This window comes from Streptomyces sp. NPDC097107 (assembly GCF_044762405.1).
Classification (GTDB): domain Bacteria; phylum Actinomycetota; class Actinomycetes; order Streptomycetales; family Streptomycetaceae; genus Streptomyces; species Streptomyces thinghirensis.
In genome coordinates, this window is record NZ_JBIWEF010000014.1 from 23,161 (window position 1) to 47,489 (window position 24,329).

Sequence of the window (24,329 nt, forward strand, 5' to 3'; positions counted from 1 at the left end):
AACTTTCAGGGAAGAGGACGTGCCGATCGTGGCTCAGAGCACAGAGACCACCGACTGGGTCTCCCGTTTCGCGGACGAGGTCATCGCCGAGTCGGAGCGCCGTGCCCCGGGCAAACCCGTCGTCGTCGCGTCCGGACTCTCCCCGTCCGGTCCCATCCACCTGGGCAACCTGCGCGAGGTCATGACCCCGCACCTGGTCGCCGACGAGGTCCGCCGCCGGGGCCACCAGGTGCGGCACCTCATCTCCTGGGACGACTACGACCGCTACCGCAAGGTGCCGGCCGGCATTTCCGGGGTCGACGAGTCGTGGGCCGAGCACATCGGCAAGCCCCTCACCTCCGTCCCGGCCCCGAAGGGCTCTCCGCACCCGAACTGGGCCGAGCACTTCAAGGCCGCGATGACCGCCTCGCTCGCCGAGATGGGCGTGGAGTTCGACGGGATCAGCCAGACCGCGCAGTACACCTCCGGTGTCTACCGCGAGCAGATCCTGCACGCCATGAGGCACCGGCGGGACATCGACGCGATCCTCGGCCAGTACCGGACCAAGCCGAAGACGGCCGGCAAGAAGTCGCAGAAGCCCGTCGACGAGGCCGAGCTGGAGGCCGCCGAGGGTTCCGGCGCCGCCGCCGAGGACGACGGCTCGGGCTCGGCCGCCGGATACTTCCCGTACAAGCCGTACTGCGGCAACTGCGAGAAGGACCTCACCACGGTCACCTCGTACGACGACGACTCGACCGAGCTGACCTACGCCTGCACCGAGTGCGGCTTCTCCGAGACGGTCCGGCTCAGCGAGTTCAACCGCGGCAAGCTGGTCTGGAAGGTCGACTGGCCGATGCGCTGGGCCTACGAGGGCGTGATCTTCGAGCCGAGCGGTGTCGACCACTCGTCTCCCGGCTCCTCGTTCCAGGTCGGCGGGCAGATCGTCGGCATCTTCGGCGGCGAGCAGCCGATCGGGCCGATGTACGCCTTCGTCGGCATCAGCGGCATGGCCAAGATGTCCTCGTCCAAGGGCGGGGTGCCCACCCCGGCCGACGCGCTCCAGATCATGGAGCCGCAGCTCCTGCGCTGGCTGTACGCCCGCCGCCGGCCCAACCAGTCCTTCAAGATCGCCTTCGACCAGGAGATCCAGCGGCTCTACGACGAGTGGGACCGCCTCGACGCCAAGGTCGCCGACGGCAGCGCCCTGCCCGCCGACGTCGCCGCCCACTCGCGCGCCGTCCGCACGGCCGCCGGCGAGCTGCCGAGGACGCCCAGGCCGCTGCCGTACCGCACGCTCGCCTCGGTGGCCGACATCACCGCCGGACACGAGGACCAGGCGTTGCGCATCCTCAGCGAGCTGGACCCGGCCGACCCGCTGGGCGGGCTCGAAGAGGCCCGGCCGCGGTACGACAAGGCCGAGGCGTGGATCAACACCCACGTCCCCGCCGACCAGCGGACCATCGTGCGCGCCGAACCGGACGCCGACCTGCTGAAGTCCCTCGACGAACAGGGCCGGGCCTCGCTGCGGCTGCTGCTCGACGGGCTCGCCGACCACTGGTCCCTGGACGGGCTCACCCACCTCGTCTACGGCGTGCCCAAGGTCCAGGCCGGCTTCCCCGCCGACGCCACGCCCAAGGAACTGCCGCCGGAGATCAAGACCGCCCAGCGGTCCTTCTTCGCGCTGCTCTACCACCTGCTCGTCGGCCGCGACACCGGCCCGCGCCTGCCCACGCTGCTGCTGGCGGTGGGGCAGGAGCGGGTGCGGGGCCTGCTCGGCGAGTAGGCCCGGACCGGACCGTGCCGACGCGGCGACGGGGGCGCCCGGCTTCGGCCGGGCGCCCCCGTCGCCATGCGGAGGAAGGGATGCGGCGGGGCGGTGTCACGGTGACGGCGCGCCGGTCGCCCATCCCGAGCCCACCGCGGCCAGCGCCGGCAGCAGGAGGAGCGCCAGGCCCATCAACCGGGGGAACCGCCCCCGGTCCCGTTCCACCTCGCGTGCCGTGAACGCCTTGCGCTGCGCGGCATCCGTCCGCTTCGTGGACAACGGGGTCAGCGAACCCAGCAGTACCAGCACCGCTTCCGGCCACCGCAGACGCGCGTCGCCGTGCACCGGGAGCGTCCACGACGAGACCCAGCCCCGGAACGGCAGCAGCGCCACGACCGTCCCCCACACGAACCCGGTGCAGGCGGCGAACGCGGCCGTCCACGAGGCCTGGGCGCCGAACCGGAGGAGCAGCGCCAGCACCGCGAGTACCGGCAGGGTGACCGCCGCCACCCACCGCTCCCGCCGCTGCGGCAGCCACCGCATCAACACGCAGGTGAGCACGAGATCGGACACAAAGAGGGCGAACACCCAGAGGGGCAGAACCACCGCGGGCTCCTCAGCTGTCGAAAGGGTCCGTCATCGCTCAGCCGATGAGGAAGGCCACCAGGACGGCCGCGGCGACGAAGGCGAGCAGGAAGACGGCGAGTTGCCTCTTCGTCACCTCGTCCGCGGACTCGCCCGCACGGTACAGAGCCATCTGCCGCGCCAGGTACCTGCCGTACACGAGCCGCAGGATCACCAGGACGAGGGCGACCAGGGTGAACAGGAAGAGAGGCTGCTTCCCCTCGTAGCCGCGGGCCGCGGACTGCCCGACGACGGCGACGGCACCCGCCAGCGGAACGAGCACCGAGGAGATCCGCTGTGCGGTCGTGGCGGCCAGGGACTGCGCGGCCAGCGCCAGGGCGACACCGGAGACGACGGCGAACACCCACCACTGGGTCACCGACATGTCGGGTGTCAGCATGAGATCTCCTCTGTTCCTTGCGGTCCTCTGTGCGAGGCGGTCCTCTGTGCGAGGCGGTCCTGGCGACCGCTCCGGGCTTCTCCGTGCGGGGTGGAACACGAGAACGTGCCGTTCCACCCCGCCGGTGTGCGCTGCTTTTCTACCAGGTGAGCCAGCCGACGACCGTGGTCACCGAGTCCCCCACCACACTGGAGATCTTGGAACCGACCTCCTCGGCCACGGGGCGCAGTGCGTCGTCGACGCCGCCGAACTTGCTGAGCAGAGCCCCCTTGCCCAGGAAGATGCCGCCGACCGCGAACATGCCGAGCGCGCTGTGGAAGTCGCTGCCCTGCCAGTTGTCCGCGATGCCGTGGAGCAGGGCGCTCGCCCCCTGGAGGCCCCAGGAGACCAGGCCGACCGCGCCGGCGGCCGCCAGCAGGGCCGGGGCGGCGGGCGGGAAGAGCAGGGCGCCCACGCCCAGTACGACGCCGGCCGTGCCGACGATCGCGCTCCAGTGCCCGGTGACCGCCGCCCATTGCTTGGGGTCGCCGATGTCCTCCGGCCACAGCTCCCAGTCCCAGTACCAGGGCTTGTCCTCGTCGGAGTTCTGGGAGGGGTTGGTCCCGTTCTCCTGGTCCTGCCTGGCCTTCTCGGCGGCCTTGCGCGCGGCTTCGGCGGCCTCGGCCTTCCGCTTGGCGGCCACGATGGAACGCGCCTCGCTGGCTGCCGCGGCGGCGGCCCGCTCGTCCTTGCCGGCCTCGATCGCCGCGGCCCGGGCGCTGGCCGCGGACGCCTGCGCGTCGGCCGCGTACGAGACCGCCTGCCGGGCGGACGCCGACGCCTGCCGCATCGAGTAGTTCGCCGTCCTGGCCGCGCCGCGGGCCACGGAGGCGGCCTGCTTGGCGCCGGCGGCGGACTTGGCGGCGTCGGCCGCGGACTTGTCGGCGGCGTCCGCGTTCGCCTTCGCCTCGATGGCCGATTCGGAGGCGTCCGTCGCGTACCCCTTGGCCTTCTGCGCCCACTCGGTCGCCTCCGACGCGGCCTGCCGGGCTTCGGCCGCCGCCTTGGAGGCGAGCGCGGCGTCCGCCAGGGCCTGCGCAGCCACCTTCGCGGCGTGTGCGACGGCCGCGCGGATGGCGGCGACGTGGGTCGCGTGATCCTGGTCGAGGCGGGCGACGTTGTACTTGTCGCGTGCGACGAAGTACCGCCGCATACGGGCGCTGCCCTCGAGGACGATCTGTGCGGCCGACTTCATGTAGGGGCCGCCGGAGTCGAGGAGACGGAAGATCTCGACCTGGTCGTCCTGCTTGACCGCCTCCGCCAGTTCCACGTTGAGGAAGCGGTGCAGGGCCATGGCACTGCCGTCGCTGAGCGCCGCCTCGGCCTTCGCCTTGACGGCCTTGCCAGGGTCCTCGTTCAGGATCGAGAACACGGTGACGCGGTTGTCGGTGGCCGCCGCCTCGATGACCCCGGTGGCGAGGAAGTCGCTCGCGGCGTCGGCGTCTTCACTGGCCAGCGCCGGCAGCGCCGTCGACGCCGGAATGGTCGACCTCCTGCACGGCGCCCCCGGCGGCCTGGGCACGGGAGCGACCAAGGACACCAACTTCCAGCAGGCCACCGGCAACGGCTCCATCTCCGCCTCGACCCCCGAGACCGGCGACCTCATGGGCGCGGCCCTCGCCGCCGGCACCTCCGCCGCGGGCGAGCCCTTCCTCGTGATCGGCACGCCCGGTGAGGGCCTCGGTGACGCCGCCAAGGCGGGCGAGGCCTTCTACGTGAGCCGCGGCACCAACGTCTCCGTCCACCAGGACAAGCTGGACGTGCCCGGGGCCGTGCAGGCGAACGACGGCTTCGGCGCCTCGGTCGCGGCCGACGCCAACCACATCGCGATCGGTGCCCCGGACGAGAGCATCAACGGCGACAACACCGCCGGCAACCTCGTGGTCTTCTCCCACGAACTGAACTCCGAGAAGCGGCCCACCCCGCTCTTCGGCCTCGACCAGGACCTGGACACGGTCTCGGGCGGCGCCGAGGTCGGAGACCGCTTCGGCGCGGCCCTCGCCCTGGCCCCCTACCGGCCCTCGGGCTCGGCGACGGCCGACGAGTCGATCCTCGCCGTCGGCACGCCGGGCGAGGCCCTGAACGTGGATGGCGTCAGCAAGGCGGAGACCGGCGCGGTCCTCACCTTCCGCGTCACCGCCTCCGGCACCTACACCCAGCTCAACGGCCTCTCCTCGGGCACCGGCGGCGACGACGTGTCGGGCACGTCGGAGGCCGGTGACCACTTCGGCACCACCCTGACGGCCGTGAACACCGCACCGCGGGCGGTCAGCACCGAGGCGACCATGAAGATGGCCGTCGGTGTTCCGGACGAGGCACTCGGCTCGGTGCAGAAGGCCGGCGCCGTGCACGTCTTCTCGCTGCTGGGCTCGCCCGGCGCCAACGACAAGTGGGTGGAGTCCGGCGACGGCATCCCCGGGGCCCCCGGAGCCGGCCAGCGGCTCGGTTCCAGCATCCACTTCACCGGCACCCACCTGTACGTCGGCATGCCGTACGGCCCGACCAGCACCGGCGCCCTCCACGCTCTGCCGATGTCCAACGTGACCCTCGGTGAGCCCACCGCACCGGTCACCGTGTACCGGCCCGGGCAGGGCGGCCTCCCGCCGGCCGGCACCGCCTTCGGCTACGCGGCCCGCTAGTACCCCCGCTGGTACCACGGCACCACGAAGGGGCGTCCGGTGATACCACCGGGCGCCCCTTCGCCGTGCGCACCGCCGGTCAGGCGATGTGCTCGTCCTCCAGCTCCGCGCTGTGGCGGTTGGTGAAGCGGCTGACCAGTCGCTTGGCCTCCGGGTCGGCGAGCGGCGTACCGAACGTCGCCTCCACGTTGTCACCGAACTCCCGGGGCGTCGGGTAGCTGCCGTTGATCGACTGCTTGAAGACCTGGTAGTAGGCGTCCTCGTCCGGGCCCTGCGGCTCCGGCGTGCCACCGCCCTCCCCCAGCTCGCGGGTGCGGTGGGGGCCGACCGGTATGGGGAAACTGCCGGTGTCCTCCGGAGAGGGCTCCCGCACGGGGGGCTCCTCCTCGAACTGCTGCCGGTACTGCTCGGCCTGCCGCTGCTCCGCTTCCCACTGGGCGTACTGGTCCGGGTCGTACGCGGGGTCGTAGTCGCCGTGGTACTCGACGGACTGCGGGTCCCGGGCGTGCAGCCACGGATTCTGGTTCGGGCCCATCGCCGGGTTCTGGCCCGCTGCCGGGTTCTGGCCCGCTGCCGGGTTCTGGTCCGCCGCCGGGTTCTGGCTCAACGCGGAGTTCGGGTCCGTCGCGGGGTTCCGGCCCACCGCGGCCTGCTCCGGCGCGGGCTCCGGCGCCGCGTCCCGGCCGCCGACCAGCTCGGGGCGCTGCTCACCGGCGGGGTCCGCCTTCCGCAGGGAGGGCGCCGTCCCGTGGGCCGCCCGTCCGTCCGGGAGCGCGTCGGCCTGCGGCGCCGGCGGCAGCAGCGCCGGCTCGATGCCCGCCGCCGCCAGCCCCGCCGGGGCCGTCTGCGACAACGGCACCCCGTAGCGGGCCAGGCGCAGCGGCATGAGCGACTCGACGGGGGCCTTGCGGCGCCAGCCGCGCCCGAACCGGGAACGCAGCCGGGCCTGGTAGACCAGACGCTCCTGCTCAAGCTTGATCACCTGCTCGTAGGAGCGCAGCTCCCACAGCTTCATCCGGCGCCACAGCAGGAAGGTCGGCCCCGGCGAGAGCAGCCAGCGCGTGAGGCGGACACCCTCCATGTGCTTGTCGGCGGTGATGTCGGCGATCCGGCCGATCGCGTGCCGGGCGGCCTCGACGGACACCACGAACAGGATCGGGATCACCCCGTGCATGCCCACACCCAGCGGGTCCGGCCACGCCGCCGCGCCGTTGAACGCGATCGTCGCCGCCGTCAGCAGCCAGGCCGTCTGCCGCAGCAGCGGGAAGGGGATGCGGATCCAGGTCAGCAGCAGGTCCAGGGCCAGCAGTACGCAGATGCCCGCGTCGATGCCGATCGGGAAGACGTAGCTGAAGTTCCCGAAGCCCTTCTGCAGGGCCAGTTCCCGCACCGCCGCGTAGGAACCCGCGAAGCCGATCCCGGCGATGATGACGGCACCGAAGACGACCATGCCGATGAGAACGCGATGCGTCCGTGTCAGCTCCAATGGCGCGGCCACCCGTACTCCCCTCCCAGTGCGTGTTGTTGCGCGCAACAGAGTGGCACATGTGTGCGGGGGACGGGTGGCCGGTGGGTCGGTACGACCTGTCAGCCGGTCTTGGACGGCGACTTCGGCGACGACTCCGCTTCCGAGGCCGACTCGGACGGTGACGACGAGGTGCCCGGCTTGCCGCCGTCGGTGTCGGCGGTGTTGGCCTTCGTCACCGCGGCCACCGCCTCCTTGGCCGCCTGCTGCGCGTCCTTGACCAGGTCGTCGGCGTCCGGTGTCTTGTCGCCGGCCAGGCCCGCGCCGTTGTAGTCGACGGTGACGACGACGTTCTCGACGCGCGCCACGACCGTCTGCTGCTTGAAGGTGCCTTCCTTCTTCTCCAGGTCGTAGCGCACCACCGACGCCTCGTCGCCCGTGCCGCTCACCGGCGCGGTCTTCACGCTCTTCGCGCCCTGCGCGGACTGGGCGTCCTGCAGCTGCTTCGTGTAGTAGGCGCGCGCCAGCTTGTCACCCTCGCCGCGGGACGCGTCCGACTCGAATCGCAGCATCGACACGCTCAGCCAGCGGAACTGAGAGCCCTTCACGCCGTTGTCGTCCAGGCTGTCCCAGGAACAACCGGCGCGCGTCGCCGTGTCGTTGGACGCGCCCTCCTTGCCGGAATCGGCCTTCGGCGCCAAGTCCTCCAGCGTCTTCTTCGACAGCACGGAACACGGCTCCGGAAGCTTCCCGTACGCCGCCGCCCGCACCGTCGGGGACGGGCTCGCCGACTTGGACGCGGCCGTCTTGTCCGCGGCCTTGTCCTTGCCGCCGTCGGAGCCGGAGTCCGAGGAGCAGCCGGCTGCCACCAGCATCACGGGGACGGCGGCCGCGCCGGCAAAGGCGCGGCGGAGTCGCTTCGCTCTCCCCCACTGCCTGGACGGCGTGGGAGGTACCCCCAGGTCTCGCTGGTCACGCTGGGCTCGTCGCTGCATGGTTCCTTCACTCATGGCACTCGTGGTTCCTGCGGTCGGAACGGGTCCGAGGGGCCACCGTACGCGGTGGGAAAACCGCACGAGTCTGCTTCAGGTGCATCGCGCGCGGACGCGAGGGAGCCCGGGCCGGGCTCAACCGCTCAGTGAATCCGCCAGATGGGAAGCCAGTTTCCGCGCCATGTCCTGCATTTCCTCGCTGTCCGGCACGACTCCGAGAGTCGCCGACTGTTCCGCGTACTCGATGGTCACCACGACGTTCGACGTGCGGAACGCCACAGTCACCGTGCGCCGCTTCGCCGTCGAACCGGAGCTGCTCAGCTCGTCGTCCACGAACGCCTCGTCACCCAGCTCGTCGAGGAGCCGGGGCTGGAGCTCGGCGGGCGTGGCACCGGCGGACGCGCTCGAGGAGGGGGCGGTGGACGACGCGGAGCCGGAGGCCGGGGCGGAGGGCGTGCCGGACGACGCGGTGGCGGACGGCGACCCGGAACCGGACGCGGACTCCGAACCCGACTCCGAACCCGCCTCCGACTCCGAGACGGCCGGCTCGGGGAGGTCGGCCGCCTCCACCTGCCGGGCGAAGAGCGTCTCCGCCTCGCTGTCGTCGCTCACGGAGTTGTCGTACGCCACCACCCGCTCGAAGTCCACGAAGAGGTGGTTGGTGGCGTCCGCCGAATCCACCTTCCAACGGCAGCCGACCTTGCGGTCGGTGTCGTACGCGAGCGTCGCCTCGCCCGCGTACGCCTTCTTCCGCTGCTCCTCGTCCGGGATCTCCTCGAGGCCGGGCAGCAGCGAGCCGAGCGCCTTGTCGCCGACCGCGCCGCACGGCTCCGGGAGGGTGCGGTACTTGCCGGGCTCGGCCGCCTCGGTCGCGACGCCGGGCTGTCCCGGGTTGGAGTCGTCCGCCGTGGCGCCGTCGCCCGAGCCGCCGGTGCAGCCGGCCAGCAGCGCCGCCAGGAGGGCGGCGACGCCGGGTACATAGGCCTTCCGCTGCACGGTGCGGCTCCTCTCGCCGGTGTGGCTGTGGTCGGTACTCCAGTGTCCCCGCTGGTTATTCGCTTGCCGCACGGGGGCGTCCCCTGCAGACAATGTGTATCGCACGCGCTGCCGTGAACGCCGGTCGGTCGTCCCTTTGACTGCCCTTGGCGCCGGTTTTGCGCTTTGAGGCTTCTGTTTGTTTCCGGGGGAATGAGGACGATATGTCGTACGTGGAGATGCCGGGCGCGAAGGTACCGATCCGGATGTGGGCCGACCCGGCGACGGTCGAGGAGGGCGCGCTCCAGCAGCTGCGCAACGTCGCGACCCTGCCCTGGATCAAGGGCCTCGCCGTCATGCCGGACGTGCACTACGGCAAGGGCGCGACGGTCGGGTCCGTGATCGCGATGCGGGGTGCCGTGTGCCCGGCGGCGGTGGGGGTCGACATCGGCTGCGGAATGTCGGCGGTGAAGACGTCCCTGACGGCGAACGACCTGCCGGGCGACCTGTCGCGGCTGCGCTCGAAGATCGAGCAGGCGATTCCGGTGGGGCGGGGGATGCATGACAGTCCCGTCGAGCCGGGGCGGTTCCACGGGCTGGCGACGGCGGGGTGGGACGACTTCTGGGGGCGGTTCGATGGAGTCGCCGAAGCGGTCAAGTTCCGTTACGAGCGGGCCGGGAAGCAGATGGGAACGCTCGGAAGCGGAAATCACTTTGTCGAAGTCTGCACGGATACGGCCGGTTCTGTGTGGCTCATGCTCCACTCCGGTTCCCGCAACATCGGCAAGGAACTTGCCGAGCATCACATCGGCATCGCCCAGAAGCTCCCACACAACCAAGGCCTGATCGACCGCGACCTCGCGGTGTTCGTCGCGGACACCCCGCAGATGGCGGCGTACCGCAACGACCTGTTCTGGGCGCAGGAGTACGCCAAGTACAACCGCACCATCATGATGGCGCTCCTGAAGGACGTGGTCCGCAAGGAGTTCAAGAAGGCCAGGCCGGTCTTCGAGCCGGAGATCAGCGCACACCACAACTACGTCGCCGAGGAGCGGTACGACGGTGTGGACCTGCTGGTGACCCGCAAGGGCGCGATCCGCGCGGGTTCCGGGGACTACGGGATCATCCCCGGTTCCATGGGCACGGGTTCGTACATCGTCAAGGGACTCGGAAACGCGAAGTCCTTCAACTCCGCCTCCCACGGCGCCGGTCGGCGCATGAGCCGGAACGCGGCCAAGCGGCGCTACTCGACCAAGGACCTGGAGGAGCAGACGCGGGGCGTGGAGTGCCGCAAGGACTCGGGCGTCGTGGACGAGATCCCGGGCGCCTACAAGCCGATCGAGCAGGTCATCGACCAGCAGCGCGACCTGGTGGAGGTCGTGGCCAAGCTGAAGCAGGTCGTCTGCGTGAAGGGCTGACGCCGGGGACGCCGTCCGGCGTCAGCCCTCCCGGTGGACCTTCGTGTTCGATGCCTGGGCGCGGGGGCGGACGACCAGGAGGTCGATGTTGACGTGGGCGGGGCGGGTGACCGCCCACGTGATGGTGTCGGCGACGTCGTCGGCGGACAGGGGGTCGGTCACGCCCTGGTAGACCTTGGCGGCCTTGTCCTGGTCGCCGCCGAAGCGGGTCAGGGCGAACTCGTCGGTCTTGACCATGCCCGGCGCGATCTCGACGACGCGGACCGGGCGGCCGACGATCTCCAGGCGAAGGGTCTCGGCGAGGACGTGTTCGGCGTGCTTGGCGGCGACGTAGCCCCCGCCGCCCTCGTAGGTGGCGAAGCCCGCGGTCGAGGAGACGACGACGATCGTGCCGTCGCCGCTCGCCTCCAGCTTGGGGAGCAGGGCCTGGGTGAGGTTGAGGGTGCCGAGGACGTTCGTCTCGTACATGCGGCGCCAGTCGTCCGGGTCGCCGGTCGCCACCGGGTCGGCGCCGAGCGCGCCGCCCGCGTTGTTGACGAGGACGCCGACCGCCTTGAACGCGGTCGCGAACTCGTCGACCGCCTCGCGGTCGGTGACGTCCAGGGGGTACGCCGTCGCCTTGTGGCCGGCCGCCTGGATCTCCTCCGCCAGCGCCTCGACGCGGTCCTTGCGGCGGGCGGTGAGGACGACGCGGTAGCCGGCCGCGGCGAGCTGCCGGGCCGTGGCGGCGCCGATGCCGCTGCTCGCACCGGTGACGACGGCGATGCGGGAGGCGGCGGACGGGGCGGCTGCGGGGGCCATGGGCTGCTCCTCGGTCGGTGTTACCGGTCTCGGTCGGTGTTACCGGTCGCCGCCCAGCGTAGTCAGCCGCCGTTGCGCGGCGCCCACATGATCACGGCCATCCCGGCCAGGCAGACCAGCGCGCCGGTCACGTCCCAGCGGTCGGGGCGGTAGCCGTCGGCGACCATGCCCCACAGGATCGAGCCGGCCACGAAGATCCCGCCGTACGCGGCGAGGATGCGGCCGAAGTGGGCGTCGGGCTGGAAGGTGGCGACGAAGCCGTAGGCGCCGAGGGCGAGGACGCCGCCGGTGGCCCAGAGCCAGCCGCGCTGTTCGCGTACGCCCTGCCAGACCAGCCAGGCGCCGCCGATCTCGAAGAGGGCGGCGACGACGAAGAGGGCGGCGGAGCGGAGCACGAGCATGCGGGCAGCCTCGCACGGCGGGGCCGGGCTGCGCACGGGGCAGGGGGCGTGGCCGGAATAACGTCCGGGGGTCAGTCGTTGGCGGTATAGTTGAAGCGTCAACGACTCGGAGGTTGAGCGACCATGCAGTTCGGCATCTTCACCGTCGGCGACGTCACGCCGGACCCGACCACGGGCCGTACGCCGACCGAGCGTGAGCGCATCAAGGCCATGGTCGCCATCGCGCTGAAGGCCGAGGAGGTCGGGCTCGACGTCTTCGCGACCGGCGAGCACCACAATCCGCCCTTCGTACCGTCGTCGCCGACCACCATGCTCGGCTACATCGCGGCACGCACCGAGCGGCTGGTCCTGTCCACCTCCACCACCCTCATCACCACCAACGACCCGGTGAAGATCGCCGAGGACTTCGCGATGCTCCAGCACCTGGCCGACGGCCGGGTGGACCTGATGATGGGTCGCGGCAACACCGGCCCGGTCTACCCGTGGTTCGGCAAGGACATCCGCGAGGGCATCAACCTCGCCGTCGAGCACTACGCCCTGCTGCACCGCCTGTGGCGCGAGGACGTCGTGAACTGGGAGGGGAAGTTCCGTACGCCGCTCCAGGGCTTCACGTCCACTCCCCGGCCGCTGGACGGGGTCGCGCCGTTCGTCTGGCACGGGTCCATCCGGTCGCCGGAGATCGCCGAGCAGGCGGCCTACTACGGCGACGGCTTCTTCCACAACAACATCTTCTGGCCCGCCGACCACACCAAGCGCATGGTCGAGCTCTACCGGGCCCGCTACGCCCACTACGGGCACGGCACCCCCGAGCAGGCGATCGTCGGCCTCGGCGGGCAGGTGTTCATGCGGAGGAACAGCCAGGACGCGGTGCGTGAGTTCCGGCCCTACTTCGACGTCGCGCCGGTCTACGGGCACGGGCCGTCGCTGGAGGACTTCACCGAGCAGACGCCGCTCACCGTCGGCTCGCCGCAGCAGGTGATCGAGAAGACGCTGGCCTTCCGCGACTACGCCGGTGACTACCAGCGCCAGCTGTTCCTGATGGACCATGCCGGTCTGCCCCTGAAGACCGTGCTGGAGCAGCTCGACCTGCTCGGTGAGGAGGTCGTGCCGGTGCTGCGCGAGGAGTTCGCCAAGGACCGCCCGGCGAACGTGCCGGACGCGCCCACCCACGCGTCCCTGCTGGCCACCCGCAAGGACACGGCTGAGGAAGGAGTACGGGCATGAGTACGGGCATGAGGCTCGTCGTCGTCTCCGCGGGGCTGAGCGTCCCGTCGTCCACCCGGCTGCTCGCCGACCGGCTGGCCGCCGCAACCACCGGCCGGGCGCCGGCGGAGGTCCAGGTGGTCGAGGTGCGCGACCTCGCCGTGGAGATCGCGCACACCTTCGCCAACGGGTTCCCGGGCCGGAGCCTGGCCGCCGCCTTCGACGCGGTGGCGGCGGCCGACGGCCTGATCGTCGTCACGCCGGTCTTCTCGGCGTCGTACAGCGGGCTGTTCAAGTCGTTCTTCGACGCGCTGAGCGTGACCGACGAGGGCGCCCTCGCCGGGAAGCCCGTGCTGGTCGGCGCGACCGGTGGCACGGCCCGGCACTCCCTGGTCCTGGACCATGCCCTGCGCCCACTCTTCGCCTACCTGAAGGCCGTCGTCGTCCCGACCGGCGTCTACGCCGCCTCGGAGGACTGGGGCGCCGAGGGTCTGGACGGGCGGATCGAGCGGGCGGCGGGGGAGCTGGCGGGGCTGATGGCCGGGTTGTCGGGCGGGCTGTCGGACGGTCTGTCGGGCGAACTGCCGGCGGCACCGGAACCGGCCGGGAAGCCGGCGGGCGACGCCTTCGAGGTCGTGCCCTTCGAGGAGCGGCTCGCCGCGCTGCGGCCCGCCGGGTGAGATCTCGGTAAGAAGCCCGGCCGTCCGGTCACCGGGCCCCCGGCCTTGGCAGACTGGACGCGTGCCCCGGACTGTTCTGCTCGCCGAAGACGACCGCGCGATCCGGCACGCCCTGGAGCGCGCCCTCACCCTGGAGGGCTACCGGGTCACCGCGGTCGCCGACGGCGCCGAGGCGCTGGTGCGGGCCCACAGCGGCCGGCCGGACGTGCTGGTGCTGGACGTGATGATGCCGGGCGTCGACGGCCTCCAGGTCTGCCGGGAGCTGCGCGCCGAGGGCGATGCCACGCCGATCCTGATGCTGACGGCGCTGGTGGAGACCGCCGACCGGATCGCGGGCCTGGACGCGGGCGCCGACGACTACGTGGTGAAGCCCTTCGACGTGGAGGAGGTCTTCGCCCGCCTGCGCGCCCTGCTGCGCCGCACCGACCGTGAGGAGGCGGGCACTCCGAACGCCTTGGCCGCCTCCACCTCCGCCACCTCCGCCGACGCGCAGGAGGAGCCGGACCCCGCCCGCTGCCTGGAAGCGGCCGGGCTGCGCATGGACCCGCGGGCGCGCCGTGCCTGGCGGGGCGGGCGCGAGCTGGAGCTGACCCGTACCGAGTTCGAGCTGCTGGAGCTGCTGGTCCGCAACGTCGGCATCGTGCTCGACCACTCCACGATCTACGACCGTATCTGGGGCTACGACTTCGGTCCCGGCTCCAAGAACCTCGCCGTCTACGTCGGCTACCTGCGCCGCAAGCTCGACCAGCCGGGCGCGCCGCAACTGATCCAGACCGTGCGCGGCGTGGGTTACGTGCTGCGGGAGGGCTGAGTGGGCCCCTCCCCGCTCGGGCGCCGGCCCCGGCTGCTGTCGCTGCGTACGACGTTCGCGGTGTCCTTCGCGACGGTCACCGCCGTGGTCACGGTCCTCGTCGGCGTGCTGTCGTACAACGCCGCGGCCCGGCTGGTCCGGGTGGACCAGGAGTCCGTACTGGCGCAGGTCGTGCGGGACCTGCGGGCCGAGGTGCGCGAGCGGCGGTTGTCGCCCGGCGACTTCTCCTCCTCCGCGCCCGGCCACGACATCGTGCGCCCGGCCCGTACGGACGTGCAGGTGCTCGGGCCGGACGGCAGGGTGTCCGACCCGGCCGGTCCGCCGCTGCCGGTCACCGACGCCGACCGGCGGACCGCGCACGCCGCCGTGGCCGGGCGGACGGTCCAGCACGAGGACGTCGGGGTCGGGCGCGACGTCTTCCGGGTCGCGACCGTGTCGCTGGGCGGTGGCCGGGGCGCGGTGCAGGTGGCGCAGGAGTTCAGCGGCACCGAGGACCTGCTGCGGGCGCTGCAGCGGCGGACGCTGCTGCTGATGGCCGCGGTGGTGACGGCCGCCGGGCTGTTCGGCTGGTGGCTGGCGCGGCGCATCACCCGGCGGCTGGTGCTCCTGACCTCCGCCGCCGAGGACGTGGCCCGCACCCGTCGGCTGGGTGTCCTGGTGCCGGTCACCGGACCCGACGAGGTGGGCCGCCTCGGCCGCGCCATCGACCTGATGCTGGTCCGCCTCGCCCAGTCGGAGGAGGACCAGCGGCGCCTGGTCCAGGACGCGGGGCACGAGCTGCGTACGCCGCTCACCTCGCTGCGGACCAACATCTCGCTGCTGCGCCGGATCGACGAGCTGCCGTCCGGCGCCCGCCAGGAACTGGTCGCGGATCTGGGCCAGGAGGCCCGTGAGCTGACCGACCTGGTCAACGAACTGGTCGAGCTGGCGGCCGGGCAGTCCGCCGGGGAGCCCCCGCAGCGGGTCGACCTGGCGCGGGTCGCGCGCGACGTGGCGAGCCTGGCCCGGCGCCGCACCGGGCGGGAGATCGGCGTGAGCGTCCGCGGTGAGACGGTGACGGAAGGCCGGCCCGCGATGCTGACCCGTGCGCTGTCCAACCTGGTGGAGAACGCCGCGAAGTTCGACCCGGGCGGCACCGGGCCCATCGAGGTCGCCGTCGCCGGGCCCGCCCTGGAGGGGCCGATCCGCGTCGATGTCCGCGACCGTGGTCCGGGCATCGACGAAGCCGACCTGACCCGGGTCTTCGACCGCTTCTTCCGCACCGCCGACGCCCGTTCGCGGCCCGGTTCCGGACTCGGCCTGTCCATCGTGCGGGAGGTGGCGCTGGCGCACGGGGGAGCGCCGTTCGCCTTCCGGCGGGATGGGGGCGGGTCGGTGATCGGGTTCACGGTGAGTGGAGGGGGCGCGGAGGAGGGGGCCGACGGGCGGGGGTGAGGGCGGGGCGTACGTGACGGCGATGGGCGGGGGTGAGGGCGGGGCGTGCGTGACGGCGATGGGCGTGCGTGAGGTCCGGGCGTACGTGACGACGGGGCGTACGTGACGACGGGGCGTACGTGACGGCGATGGGCGTGCGTGGCGTCCCGTCGGCCCCGTGACGGGAGCCGGAAGCGGGCCGGAAGCGGTTCGGAAGCGGTGTGCGGCTGGCACCGGAAGCAGGGCCGCTGATGCCCTGGGGACATGACGACGTCACCAGCGGCCCAGCGCGCCCCCGTCGCCGCTGCCTGCGCCGCCGGTGTCGGCGACGGCGCCGCTCGCGGTGCTCACGCCGGTGCCGCCGTGCCGCGAGGTGCGCAGGAACGTGCCGAGCGCGGACAGGTCGGTCCGCTCCAGGTCCGCCGGCCGGATCACGATGCGCAGTTCGGGCGCTGTCGCCGGCTCCCGGCGGCAGTGGGCGGTGAAGCTTTCCACGATCATGAGCAGCAGCTGGGTGCGGTCGAGTTCCACGACCCGGGCCAGTCCGGAGCCGATCAGCGGGATCGCGACCGGCTTGTACATGCCGTACCGGGCGACGGCCGGCCAGAGGGCGTCCAGACTCGCCCGGAGTTCCGCCGGTGCGGAGCGGGCGACGAGGTCGTTGCCGAGCCGGGAGTAGGCCACGGCGAAGACCCGGCGGCCGTCCACCGGCAGGGGGACGGTGGTGCCGAGCGGGTAGCGGACGCGGCGGCCGCGGGGCTTGTCCCGGACCCGTTCCGTGCGCAGCGGGGTGAACGCCTTCAGTCCGGCCTGGAGCCGGTCGTCCAGCAGCTTGCGCTCGCCGCGGAACAGCCGCTCCACCAGCTGCCCCTGCACGCTCTCCCGGCTGATCACCAGGTTCCGCTCGGTGGCGGTGTCGAAGGTGTCGGTGAACCCGACGACCAGATTGGCGTCCTCCTGGTCGAACAGGTCGCCGCGGACCACCACGAGGTCCCCCGCGCCGGGGAACGGCTGCCGCAGCAGTTCCTGCCCGTGCCGCTCCCGCAGCCGGTCCCGCAGGGAACCGAGCAGCTCGGCGACGTCCCGGTCGTCCGGCCGTTCCCGGGCCATCCGTTCGGCGACCGGCAGGGCGAGGTCGTGCCGGCCCAGGTCCACGCGGCTGCGGATCAGCTGGCGGCGGGCCGTCTCACGCAGTGCGGTGAGCCGGCGGATCAGCGGCAGCGCGAACTCCTCGTCGGCCACCTCGGCCAGCGGGCGGCCGCGGACGAGGCCGAGCGCCGCCGCGAGCCGGTCGGCGGCCGACGCGGGGGGCGCGAGCAGCCCGGAGTTGACCAGGTCGGTGAACTCCGAGCAGTCCAGCTCGTCGGGTGCGAGCACCAGCCGGTACGCGGTCTCGGGTGCCGGGGCGGCCAGCAGCTGCTCGGTGCGCAGCACCCGGGCGCCGTCACCGTTCTGGGCGGAGTCGAGGGCGCGGCGCAGTTCGAAGACGCGCTTCTGCACGTCGTTGCGGTGGCGCCCGGTCTGGTGCGGCTGCTCACCGGCGACCGCCCACACGTCCCGGTGCAGCCGGCGTACCGGTACGGCTTCGCCCTCCGCGGCCACCAGGCGGACCAGCAGCCGTGTGGTCAGCGGGGTCAACCGGACGGGCGCGCCGTCTACTTGGAGTTCTGCCGGTCCCAGGACGCTCACACGGATGCGCGCCATACAAGTGGTCTCCACTCGCTTCACTCTCTCCCGCCGAGCGGTGGCGGGGGAGATTTCGGCAGCGTATCAATCGTCCGATTGGGGGAGTTGTGGATTCGGTCGGTTCGCGTGGGGCCGGTCCGGTCGTACGCCGTCCGTCGCGGCGGAGCGGCCGGCTGAGCCCCGGGGGGCGGCGGAGCCGGGGCGGCCGTCGCGGGCTGTTCGGCGGGGCGCGGACCCGGCGGCTGTTCGCCGGCAGTGTGATGGCGGCCTTCGGCGGGGTGTCGGCGGTCGTCCAGTTCGCCGGGCAGGTGTGGCCCGCCGCCATCCCCGCCCCGGCTCCGGTGACGGCGGCGTCCGCGCTGCTGTGCCTGGCCTGGGGCGTGCTGCGCAGCCGGCCGACGGTGGCGGTGCGCCAGGAGTTCCGGCGGCCGCAGATGGCGGTGACGGTCGGCCCCGGCGATCTGTTCGACGAGTCCGCCCACCTCGTCGTCGGGTTCTGCGACACCTTCGACACCGACGTCCGCGACGGCGTCGTCATCAGTGGCGCCAGTGTGCAGGGGCAACTGCTGGAGCGCCGGTACGACGGTGACGCGCGGCGGCTGGACGACGAGCTCGACGCGGCTCTGCGCACGGCCGTGCCGGTCGCCAGGGAGTCCCGGCAGGACAAGCCGTACGGAAAGCTCGGCCGTTACCCGGTCGGCACGGTGGCGGTGCTCGGCAGCCGGCCGCGGCTGGTCTTCGGGGTCGCCTACAGCCGGCTCGGCAACGACTGCGTGGCGCGGTCCAGCACGGAGGAACTGTGGCTCAGCCTCAGCCGCGTCTGGGACGCCGTCTACCGGCACGGTCAGCTGGACTGCGTGGCCGTGCCGTTGATCGGTTCGGGGCTGTCGCGGCTGCATGGGCTCGACGAGGAGAGTCTGCTGCGCCTGATCCTGCTCTCCTTCATCACCCACTCCCGGGAGCGGGTGATCTGCCGCGAGCTGCGGGTCGTACTGCGCCCCGCCGAGCTGGAACGGGTCGATCTGGCGGAGGTCGCGGCGTTCCTCGGGGTGCTGGCGGCGGCGGATTCCGGCGGCGCGGGGTAGGAGCGGGCGCCGGCCTGTGCGGCGCGGCGGTCCCCGGGTGGGGCAGCAACCCCCTGTGCGGCGCGTCGGGTTCCTGGCCGGGGCAGCAGTCCCCTGGGCGGGACAGGAGGATTCCCGGCTGAGGGCAGCGGCCCCCGGGAGGCGGCGGAAGTCCCGAGGTCGGGGCGGCAGTCTCCCGGGTGAGGCGGCGGGCTCTGGTGGCTGGGGGCGGCAGTCCCCTGAGCGTGGACGCCGGCCCCCCGGACGCGTGCCGCGGTGGCGGGACGCGTCCCGGGGGCCGGTTGCGCCGGTCCCCCGAGCGGCGCCGGATCCGCCGGACTACGGCCGGCGGTGGTAGGCGGACAGGTGCTGGAACGGGTAGGTGTGGCGCCAGTCGGACCCGGTGTCGTTGACCGTGCAGCCCGCCAGCTTCAGCCGCTCCACGATCTTGCCGAGCGCGGTCCCGGAGCCGTCGAAGCGGATGACGTTGCGGCCCGCGATGTCGGCGATCGGCCGCAGACCGCCGACCTCGACGATCAGCGTGCGCTCGGGGTACGCCATCAGCACCATGCCCAGCTCGATCAGGACGTTGGGGCGCGGCTGGCACACGGGCCGGGTCTCGTAGTCGGGCTCGTTGTGACCTTGCAGGTCCGGGTGGAGCGAGACGACGTCGTCCGGGGTGAGCAGGACGAGTGCCGCCTGGGCCTGCGCCGGAGCGCCGGCGACCACGTCACCGAGGAAGGGCGAGGCGTGGCCGGTCGCTCTGACCAGGTCCTCCCACTCCTTGGGGCGCAGATCGAGCCGGCGCAGCAGCTCGTACATCTCGCGCCGTACCTGGTCGTCGCGGCCGTGGACGACGAAGACGCTCCGCGCCCGGTCGGCGTCATCCGGCACCACGGCCGGGTCGGACCGCCGCCCGCCGGCGGGCGGCAGCCCGGCCGGGCCGGCCGGACCGGACGGCGCGGGGTGCACCGGGGAGTTGTCGCCGAAGGTCTGGGTGGTGCCGCTGTTGCCGACGCTCTGGTTGCCCCCGAAGTTGTTGTTGCCGCCCTGGCCGAAGCTGTTGCCGTGGAACTGCTGGCCGCTCATGCCGGTCGTGCCTCCCTGGTGATGCCGGAGTTGTTGCCGAAGGTCTGGGTGGTGCCGGTGTTGCCGACGCTCTGGTTGCCGCCGAAGTTGTTGGTGCTGTGGGCGCCGAAGTTCTGCTGGAGGATGTTGGTCTGGTTGGCCTCGTGCTCACTGGTGTCGACGTCGTGGTCGTGCAGGAAGTCGCCGACGATCTGCAGCAGATGACGCTCGATGATCTGGATGTACTTGATCGCGTCCGTTTCCTGGAAGAAGTGGTGGAAGTCGCTGTTGGGCGCCAGTTCGCGGACGCTGGTGAGCGCGCCGCAGTCCACGACGGTCAGCGCGTAGCGGCCGAGCCGGAACTCGCTGGTGTCGGCAGGCTGGCTCACCAGCGTCCGGACGGTGTCGGAGCCGAAGCGGCTGGGCAGCCGCTCGCGCAACGGGTTGGTGATCAGCCGCAGGAGTTCGCCGGGCGCGCTGCGGGTCACGTCCCAGGCGATGCGCCGCATGAGCCTGCCGTCGATCGTGGCGGGCAGCCGGTCGGCGAGGTGGAAGCTCTCCGGCACCGGACCGAGGACGTAGGTGTAGAACTCGGTGTGCAGGGTGCTGCCCTTGATGTCGAAGCCGATGAACACCGAGGTCACCAGCTCCTGTTGCCAGGCTCCGATCCGGATGCACAGGTACTCGCGGCTGGCGTCGTAGTCCTCCCGCCAGTGTTCGTCGGTGCGGCCGGGGTCGGGCGTGTCGATGAGCGCGGCGACGGAGTCGTCGCCCTCGGTCGTCCGGACGGCCTTGGCGAACCGGCGCCGGTCGACGGAGAGCAGCTGGATACGGTCGCTGGGGACGGGTCTGTCCCGCAGTTCCGCGAGCATCTGCTCGTGGACGCGGCCGGTGATGTCCCCGACGGTGAAGGGGATGATCGGTTTGCGCTCGGCCGGACCGCCGTCGCCCGCGCCGTCCGCGGGGCCGTGTTGGGCGGGGACGTGCCCGTTGAGCAGGTCCTGGCCGAGGGAGCCGTTGCGGGGCACCGGGGCGCCGAGGAGGAGCTCCGCGTTGGCCCACCGGCGGATCGAGTGGCCCGCGCCGACGAACGGCTTGTAGCCGCCGTAGTACACCGTGTCGGCGGCCTGCTCCCGGTCGATCTTGCCGACCAGTTCCGGGGTCAGGCGCGAGGTCGTCGGAAAGCCGCCGTCGAATCCCGTCCGGTCGTCGGCCGGCGGCGCGAGGTGCTCGGCGAGGGTCTGGAGGATGGCGAGCCGGCGCAGGAACATCGTGGCCCAGGCGAGCCAGAAGACGAGCAGGGCCGCCGAGACGCCGTTGAGCAGCCCCGCCGCGAGCAGCAGCGCGATGACGGCGGTGCCCGTCCACAGGGCGATCAGCTGGTTGCGGCGCAGGTTGTGGGCGGCGAGGGCGTGCGCCAGCACGGGCGCCGCGTCGTAGCCGTAGGAGGGGGCCACCACCCGGTACCGGTGGGTCAGCAGCTCCCGGATCACCGCCTTGCGGTAGACGGGGTCGAGGTAGGTGCCCGCGCACAGCAGGCGGGTGGCGTTGCTCGTCGCGTCGGGGGGCGGCGGGGCGGCGTGGGTGGTCATGGCAGCTCAGTTCCCTTCCCGCATGTCCGCCGAGGTGATGACGCCGTCGGTCACCGTGTAGGTGCCCTCGTACGTCGTCCGCGTGCCGTCGGTCTCCCAGGCCACGACCGTGAGCGACACCTCGTCGCCCGTCGTTCCGGTCACGGTTACCTCGTCCCGTTCGGTCGTCCCGAAGCCGGCGACGAAGTGGTCGTAGTCCGGGTCGAGGTTCTTGCCGCCCAGCTCCCAGGCGGCCTGGAAGTCCCGGTTGTTGATGGCCTCGAAGTACGCGGTCACCGTCGCCTCCGGCCCGTCCCCGTCCGGGTACGGGGAGTCGGCGGGGTCGTCGGTCGCGTCGCCGGTGGCCGTGCCGCCGGTGGCCGTGCCGTCAGCGGTGTCGTCGAGGGGCGCGTCGGTCGTCCCGCCGGTCGCCCCGTCGTAGGTACCGTCGTCGTAGGTCCCGTCGGTCGGCTCGTCGGTCGTCCCGTCGTCCCAGGGCGACGTGTCCTGACCGGTCGGGCCGCCCAGGCCGTCCGGGTTGGTTCCGTCGTCCGTGGTCCCGTCGTCGTCCGTTCCGTCCGCCCAGTCCGGCAGGGCTCCGCTGTTGTAGAGCCCGTCGGTGGCGGAGGTTCCGTCGTCACGGCCGGTCGCGGCGAGCACGACGACCAGCACGACTATGAGGACGAACGGGACCGCGATGACGGTCAGGGCCTGGTTGCGTACGTGGCCGGGCGCGAGTGCTAGCCCCGGTGCGGGGTAGGAACCCCGGGCGCCGGGCGGTACTCGTGTACTACTCATCTGTCACCTCATTGCCGCCGGTATCCGGCTGAGCGGATACGGCACGCGCCCCGAGTGGGCCGATGTGCCTTGTGCATCGCCCGATCCGACCAGGGGCAGCGCTTCCGAAACCAGATTTCCGGGCTTCCGATGCGCTTCCGATCGGCTTCCGGTATGAGGTGCGTCCCGGAGCCCGCCTCTCCTCGGCCGGGGGCCTTCCTCATCGGGCCGTCGCCCGGCAGCGGCGGGCCCGGCGGGTCCATGAGCGCGAGTACGGCCGGGTCGATCACAGCGGTGACCGCGGTGATGCGGCCGTCGGCGACGGTGAGGGCGAGGACGAGATCGGCGCGCTCAACCCGGAGATCGCGCTGACCGACTCCTTCGACCGGCTCAACCGCACCGTCGGAGAAGCGGCCGGCCAGTCCTGGGGCCGAGTCCGCGCGGCTGCCGCCCACGGGCGGGCCGGGGAACGGCGAACGGGCCCGGCTCACCAAGGCGCGAGGTGAGCACGGACCCGTTCGTGACAGGTCGGACGGTGGTCCTGGATCAGACGGTGGTCTTCACCGAGTCCTGGTCCTCGTCGCCGTCCCCGGTGTTCTCACCGGCGTTCCGGGCGCGGATGAACTCCAGGAAGGTGTTGAGTTCGCGCTTGACGACGGGGGCGAGGAGGTAGAGGCCGATGATGTTGATGACCGCGAGCGAGAAGAGGACCGCGTCGGCCAGGTCGATCAGGGTCTGCAGCGTCAGCAGGGAGCCCGCGATGGCGAAGACGGTGTAGAGGGCCTTGTACGTCACCTCGCTGGTCCGGCTGCGGCCGAAGAGGTACGTCCAGGCCTTGAGGCCGTAGTAGCCCCAGGTCAGCACCGTGGAGATGGCGAACAGCAGCACCGCGACGGTCAGGACGTACGGGAACCAGGGCAGGACCGTCTCGAAGGCGTCGGAGGTGATCGTGACGCCGCCGATGTCCTTGCCGAGGCTGTCCGGGTTGGCGATGACGATGGTCAGCGCGGTCATCGTGCAGATGACGACGGTGTCGATGAACGGCTCCAGCAGCGCGACCAGGCCCTCACTGGCGGGGTGCTTGGTCTTGACCGCGGAGTGGGCGATCGGGGCGGAGCCGAGACCGGCCTCGTTGGAGAACGCGGCCCGCTTGAAGCCGATGATCAGAGCACCGAGCACACCACCGGCGACACCCTCGGGGTTGAACGCGCCCTCCACGATGGTGGCGATGGCGTCCGGGACGGCGGTGACGTTGACCAGGATCACGACCAGGCACGCGACGATGTAGACGCCCGCCATGGCCGGCACGAGCCTGCTGGTGACGCTGGCGATGGAGCGGATGCCGCCGAGGAGCACGATGCCGACGAGCGCGGCGATCAGGATGCCGAAGAACAGGGCGCCCGCGGAGGAGCCGAGCGCGCCGTCCTCGCCGCCGGTGACCGAGACCAGCTGCGCGTAGGACTGGTTGACCTGGAAGAGGTTGCCGCCGAAGAGGCCGAAGAAAAGGATCATGAACGAGGCGAGGACCGCGAGGACCTTGCCGAGGGTCTTGCCGTTCTTGCCGAAGCGCTCGGCGAGGCCCTTGGGCAGGTAGTGCATCGGACCGCCGGAGACGGTGCCGTCCGCGTGCACCTCGCGGTACTTCACGCCGAGGGTGACCTCGACGAACTTGGTGGCCATGCCGAGCAGGCCGCACAGGATCATCCAGAAGGTGGCGCCGGGACCGCCGATGGAGACGGCGACGGCCACACCCGCGATGTTGCCGAGGCCGACCGTGCCGGAGACGGCGGCGGTCAGCGCCTGGAAGTGGTTGACCTCGCCGGCCGACCCCTTCTCGTCGAACTTCCCTCGTACGACGTCCACGGCGAGCTTGAACTTGCGGACCTGGATGAACCCGAACCAGCCGGTGAAGACCAGACCGGCGACGACGAGCCAGGCGACGATGAGGGGCAGGTCGGTCCCGCCGACGGGAACGGCGTAGAAGACCACCTCCCCCAGCCACTTGGCTATGGGTTCGAAGAATCCGCTGACTGCTTCGTCGACGGACTGGGTGACGGAGTCGAGTGACACTTTGCTACCTCGATGACGCGGGGCTGGCGGTCTGGGAAGTCTCGCCGGGGAGCGGTCTCTGAGTCTCTGAGCGAACGTCTTTGTCCGGTGGGCGAACGTGGCGCGCACCGTCCCGTTCCGGAATGTGATCGTGCCGAACGGGTCCGCCGGTGGTGCCGACCCTCCGCAGAGCGGCGCTGCACCCAGTCACCTGCGGAGTTGCGTTGTTCTACCACGACTTTGCCGGTGTTTGAGTGATGCAAATCACATCACCATCCGTGACCAGGCGAAATTCCGATACGTGAGACCGGACTGTTATGCCGCCGCGGGGTAGGTGCAATGGACACTTATGTCTGGTACGACCGGTGCGGCGCGCGGCCGGTCGACGCGTATGCGCCCCGCGCGCTCCCAGGACACCGCTTGCCCCGGGGGTCGCGGGCCTGACGCCTTCTTAACGGTGCCCGGCATGCAGCGGTGGCGGAAGATTGCCGGAAAACGGCAATGCGGCA

Annotated in this window: 22 protein-coding genes; 9 read left to right on the forward strand and 13 right to left on the reverse strand. The window is 71.8% G+C overall.

The window, feature by feature from the left end; translation table 11 throughout:
* Positions 1 to 19 precede the first annotated feature (19 nt).
* Positions 20 to 1,762, forward strand: coding sequence for a lysine--tRNA ligase (lysS, locus tag ACIQ1J_RS29155; protein ID WP_403561441.1), 1,743 nt, complete (start codon positions 20 to 22; stop codon positions 1,760 to 1,762).
* A gap of 96 nt (positions 1,763 to 1,858) precedes the next feature.
* Here the strand turns inward: lysS and ACIQ1J_RS29160 are convergent, their stop codons facing one another.
* The 3 genes from ACIQ1J_RS29160 to ACIQ1J_RS29170 form a co-directional block, all read right to left on the reverse strand.
* On the reverse strand, positions 1,859 to 2,350 hold the full coding sequence (locus tag ACIQ1J_RS29160; protein ID WP_403561443.1) for a hypothetical protein: 492 nt from the start codon (positions 2,348 to 2,350) through the stop codon (positions 1,859 to 1,861).
* A 37-nt stretch (positions 2,351 to 2,387) separates the two neighbouring features.
* Positions 2,388 to 2,768 (reverse strand): hypothetical protein, encoded by a 381-nt coding sequence (locus ACIQ1J_RS29165; RefSeq protein ID WP_403561445.1) that lies wholly within the window; start codon positions 2,766 to 2,768, stop codon positions 2,388 to 2,390.
* A 139-nt stretch (positions 2,769 to 2,907) separates the two neighbouring features.
* Complete coding sequence (locus ACIQ1J_RS29170) at positions 2,908 to 4,179, reverse strand: ALF repeat-containing protein (RefSeq protein WP_403561447.1); 1,272 nt, start codon at positions 4,177 to 4,179, stop codon at positions 2,908 to 2,910.
* A gap of 1 nt (position 4,180) precedes the next feature.
* On the opposite strand from ACIQ1J_RS29170, the gene ACIQ1J_RS29175 reads away from it, so the two are divergent.
* Positions 4,181 to 5,446, forward strand: a complete 1,266-nt coding sequence (locus tag ACIQ1J_RS29175; RefSeq protein WP_403561449.1) for a hypothetical protein — start codon at positions 4,181 to 4,183, stop codon at positions 5,444 to 5,446.
* A gap of 79 nt (positions 5,447 to 5,525) precedes the next feature.
* Here ACIQ1J_RS29175 and ACIQ1J_RS29180 read toward each other — a convergent pair whose 3' ends face one another.
* The 3 genes from ACIQ1J_RS29180 to ACIQ1J_RS29190 form a co-directional block, all read right to left on the reverse strand.
* On the reverse strand, positions 5,526 to 6,944 hold the full coding sequence (locus tag ACIQ1J_RS29180) for a DUF2637 domain-containing protein (protein ID WP_403561451.1): 1,419 nt from the start codon (positions 6,942 to 6,944) through the stop codon (positions 5,526 to 5,528).
* Positions 6,945 to 7,033: 89 nt separating this feature from the next.
* The gene (locus tag ACIQ1J_RS29185) at positions 7,034 to 7,906 is read right to left on the reverse strand and encodes a DUF3558 family protein (protein WP_403561691.1); all 873 of its coding nucleotides are present in this window, start codon (positions 7,904 to 7,906) and stop codon (positions 7,034 to 7,036) included.
* A 132-nt stretch (positions 7,907 to 8,038) separates the two neighbouring features.
* Entirely contained in the window at positions 8,039 to 8,899 is an 861-nt protein-coding gene (locus ACIQ1J_RS29190) for a DUF3558 domain-containing protein (RefSeq protein ID WP_403561453.1), read from the reverse strand.
* 203 nt (positions 8,900 to 9,102) lie between these two features.
* Here ACIQ1J_RS29190 and ACIQ1J_RS29195 point away from each other — a divergent pair, with 203 nt between their 5' ends.
* Entirely contained in the window at positions 9,103 to 10,296 is a 1,194-nt protein-coding gene (locus ACIQ1J_RS29195) for an RtcB family protein (RefSeq protein WP_403561455.1), read from the forward strand.
* A 21-nt stretch (positions 10,297 to 10,317) separates the two neighbouring features.
* Here the strand turns inward: ACIQ1J_RS29195 and ACIQ1J_RS29200 are convergent, their stop codons facing one another.
* Both ACIQ1J_RS29200 and ACIQ1J_RS29205 read right to left on the reverse strand, forming a co-directional pair.
* On the reverse strand, positions 10,318 to 11,097 hold the full coding sequence (locus ACIQ1J_RS29200; protein ID WP_403561457.1) for an SDR family NAD(P)-dependent oxidoreductase: 780 nt from the start codon (positions 11,095 to 11,097) through the stop codon (positions 10,318 to 10,320).
* Positions 11,098 to 11,159: 62 nt separating this feature from the next.
* On the reverse strand, positions 11,160 to 11,498 hold the full coding sequence (locus ACIQ1J_RS29205; RefSeq protein ID WP_053135097.1) for a YnfA family protein: 339 nt from the start codon (positions 11,496 to 11,498) through the stop codon (positions 11,160 to 11,162).
* Between the two features lie 123 nt (positions 11,499 to 11,621).
* On the opposite strand from ACIQ1J_RS29205, the gene ACIQ1J_RS29210 reads away from it, so the two are divergent.
* From ACIQ1J_RS29210 to ACIQ1J_RS29225, 4 genes are all read left to right on the forward strand, one after another.
* Positions 11,622 to 12,722, forward strand: a complete 1,101-nt coding sequence (locus ACIQ1J_RS29210; protein ID WP_403561459.1) for an LLM class flavin-dependent oxidoreductase — start codon at positions 11,622 to 11,624, stop codon at positions 12,720 to 12,722.
* 8 nt (positions 12,723 to 12,730) lie between these two features.
* Positions 12,731 to 13,381, forward strand: a complete 651-nt coding sequence (locus tag ACIQ1J_RS29215; RefSeq protein WP_403561693.1) for a CE1759 family FMN reductase — start codon at positions 12,731 to 12,733, stop codon at positions 13,379 to 13,381.
* 61 nt (positions 13,382 to 13,442) lie between these two features.
* Positions 13,443 to 14,192 (forward strand): response regulator transcription factor, encoded by a 750-nt coding sequence (locus ACIQ1J_RS29220; RefSeq protein ID WP_403561461.1) that lies wholly within the window; start codon positions 13,443 to 13,445, stop codon positions 14,190 to 14,192.
* On the forward strand, positions 14,193 to 15,626 hold the full coding sequence (locus ACIQ1J_RS29225; RefSeq protein ID WP_403561463.1) for an ATP-binding protein: 1,434 nt from the start codon (positions 14,193 to 14,195) through the stop codon (positions 15,624 to 15,626). It begins immediately after the preceding gene.
* A gap of 252 nt (positions 15,627 to 15,878) precedes the next feature.
* Here the strand turns inward: ACIQ1J_RS29225 and ACIQ1J_RS29230 are convergent, their stop codons facing one another.
* A complete protein-coding gene (locus ACIQ1J_RS29230; protein WP_403561465.1) occupies positions 15,879 to 17,309 on the reverse strand; it encodes a macro domain-containing protein in 1,431 nt (476 codons plus the stop codon).
* Positions 17,310 to 17,551: 242 nt separating this feature from the next.
* Between ACIQ1J_RS29230 and ACIQ1J_RS29235 the strand changes: the two genes are divergently transcribed.
* Positions 17,552 to 18,376, forward strand: a complete 825-nt coding sequence (locus tag ACIQ1J_RS29235) for a macro domain-containing protein (protein ID WP_403561467.1) — start codon at positions 17,552 to 17,554, stop codon at positions 18,374 to 18,376.
* Positions 18,377 to 18,694: 318 nt separating this feature from the next.
* Here ACIQ1J_RS29235 and ACIQ1J_RS29240 read toward each other — a convergent pair whose 3' ends face one another.
* Genes ACIQ1J_RS29240 through ACIQ1J_RS29250 form a run of 3 tightly spaced genes read right to left on the reverse strand, consistent with a single transcriptional unit; the run spans position 18,695 to position 21,792 of the window.
* Complete coding sequence (locus tag ACIQ1J_RS29240; RefSeq protein WP_403561469.1) at positions 18,695 to 19,444, reverse strand: TIR domain-containing protein; 750 nt, start codon at positions 19,442 to 19,444, stop codon at positions 18,695 to 18,697.
* The gene (locus tag ACIQ1J_RS29245; RefSeq protein ID WP_403561471.1) at positions 19,441 to 21,015 is read right to left on the reverse strand and encodes a hypothetical protein; all 1,575 of its coding nucleotides are present in this window, start codon (positions 21,013 to 21,015) and stop codon (positions 19,441 to 19,443) included. The genes ACIQ1J_RS29240 and ACIQ1J_RS29245 overlap by 4 nt, the downstream gene beginning before the upstream one ends.
* A 6-nt stretch (positions 21,016 to 21,021) precedes the next feature.
* Positions 21,022 to 21,792 (reverse strand): hypothetical protein, encoded by a 771-nt coding sequence (locus ACIQ1J_RS29250; RefSeq protein WP_403561473.1) that lies wholly within the window; start codon positions 21,790 to 21,792, stop codon positions 21,022 to 21,024.
* A 158-nt stretch (positions 21,793 to 21,950) separates the two neighbouring features.
* Between ACIQ1J_RS29250 and ACIQ1J_RS29255 the strand changes: the two genes are divergently transcribed.
* Entirely contained in the window at positions 21,951 to 22,277 is a 327-nt protein-coding gene (locus ACIQ1J_RS29255) for a hypothetical protein (protein ID WP_403561475.1), read from the forward strand.
* Positions 22,278 to 22,317: 40 nt separating this feature from the next.
* Here the strand turns inward: ACIQ1J_RS29255 and ACIQ1J_RS29260 are convergent, their stop codons facing one another.
* On the reverse strand, positions 22,318 to 23,841 hold the full coding sequence (locus ACIQ1J_RS29260; protein WP_403561477.1) for an alanine/glycine:cation symporter family protein: 1,524 nt from the start codon (positions 23,839 to 23,841) through the stop codon (positions 22,318 to 22,320).
* Positions 23,842 to 24,329: the final 488 nt, after the last annotated feature.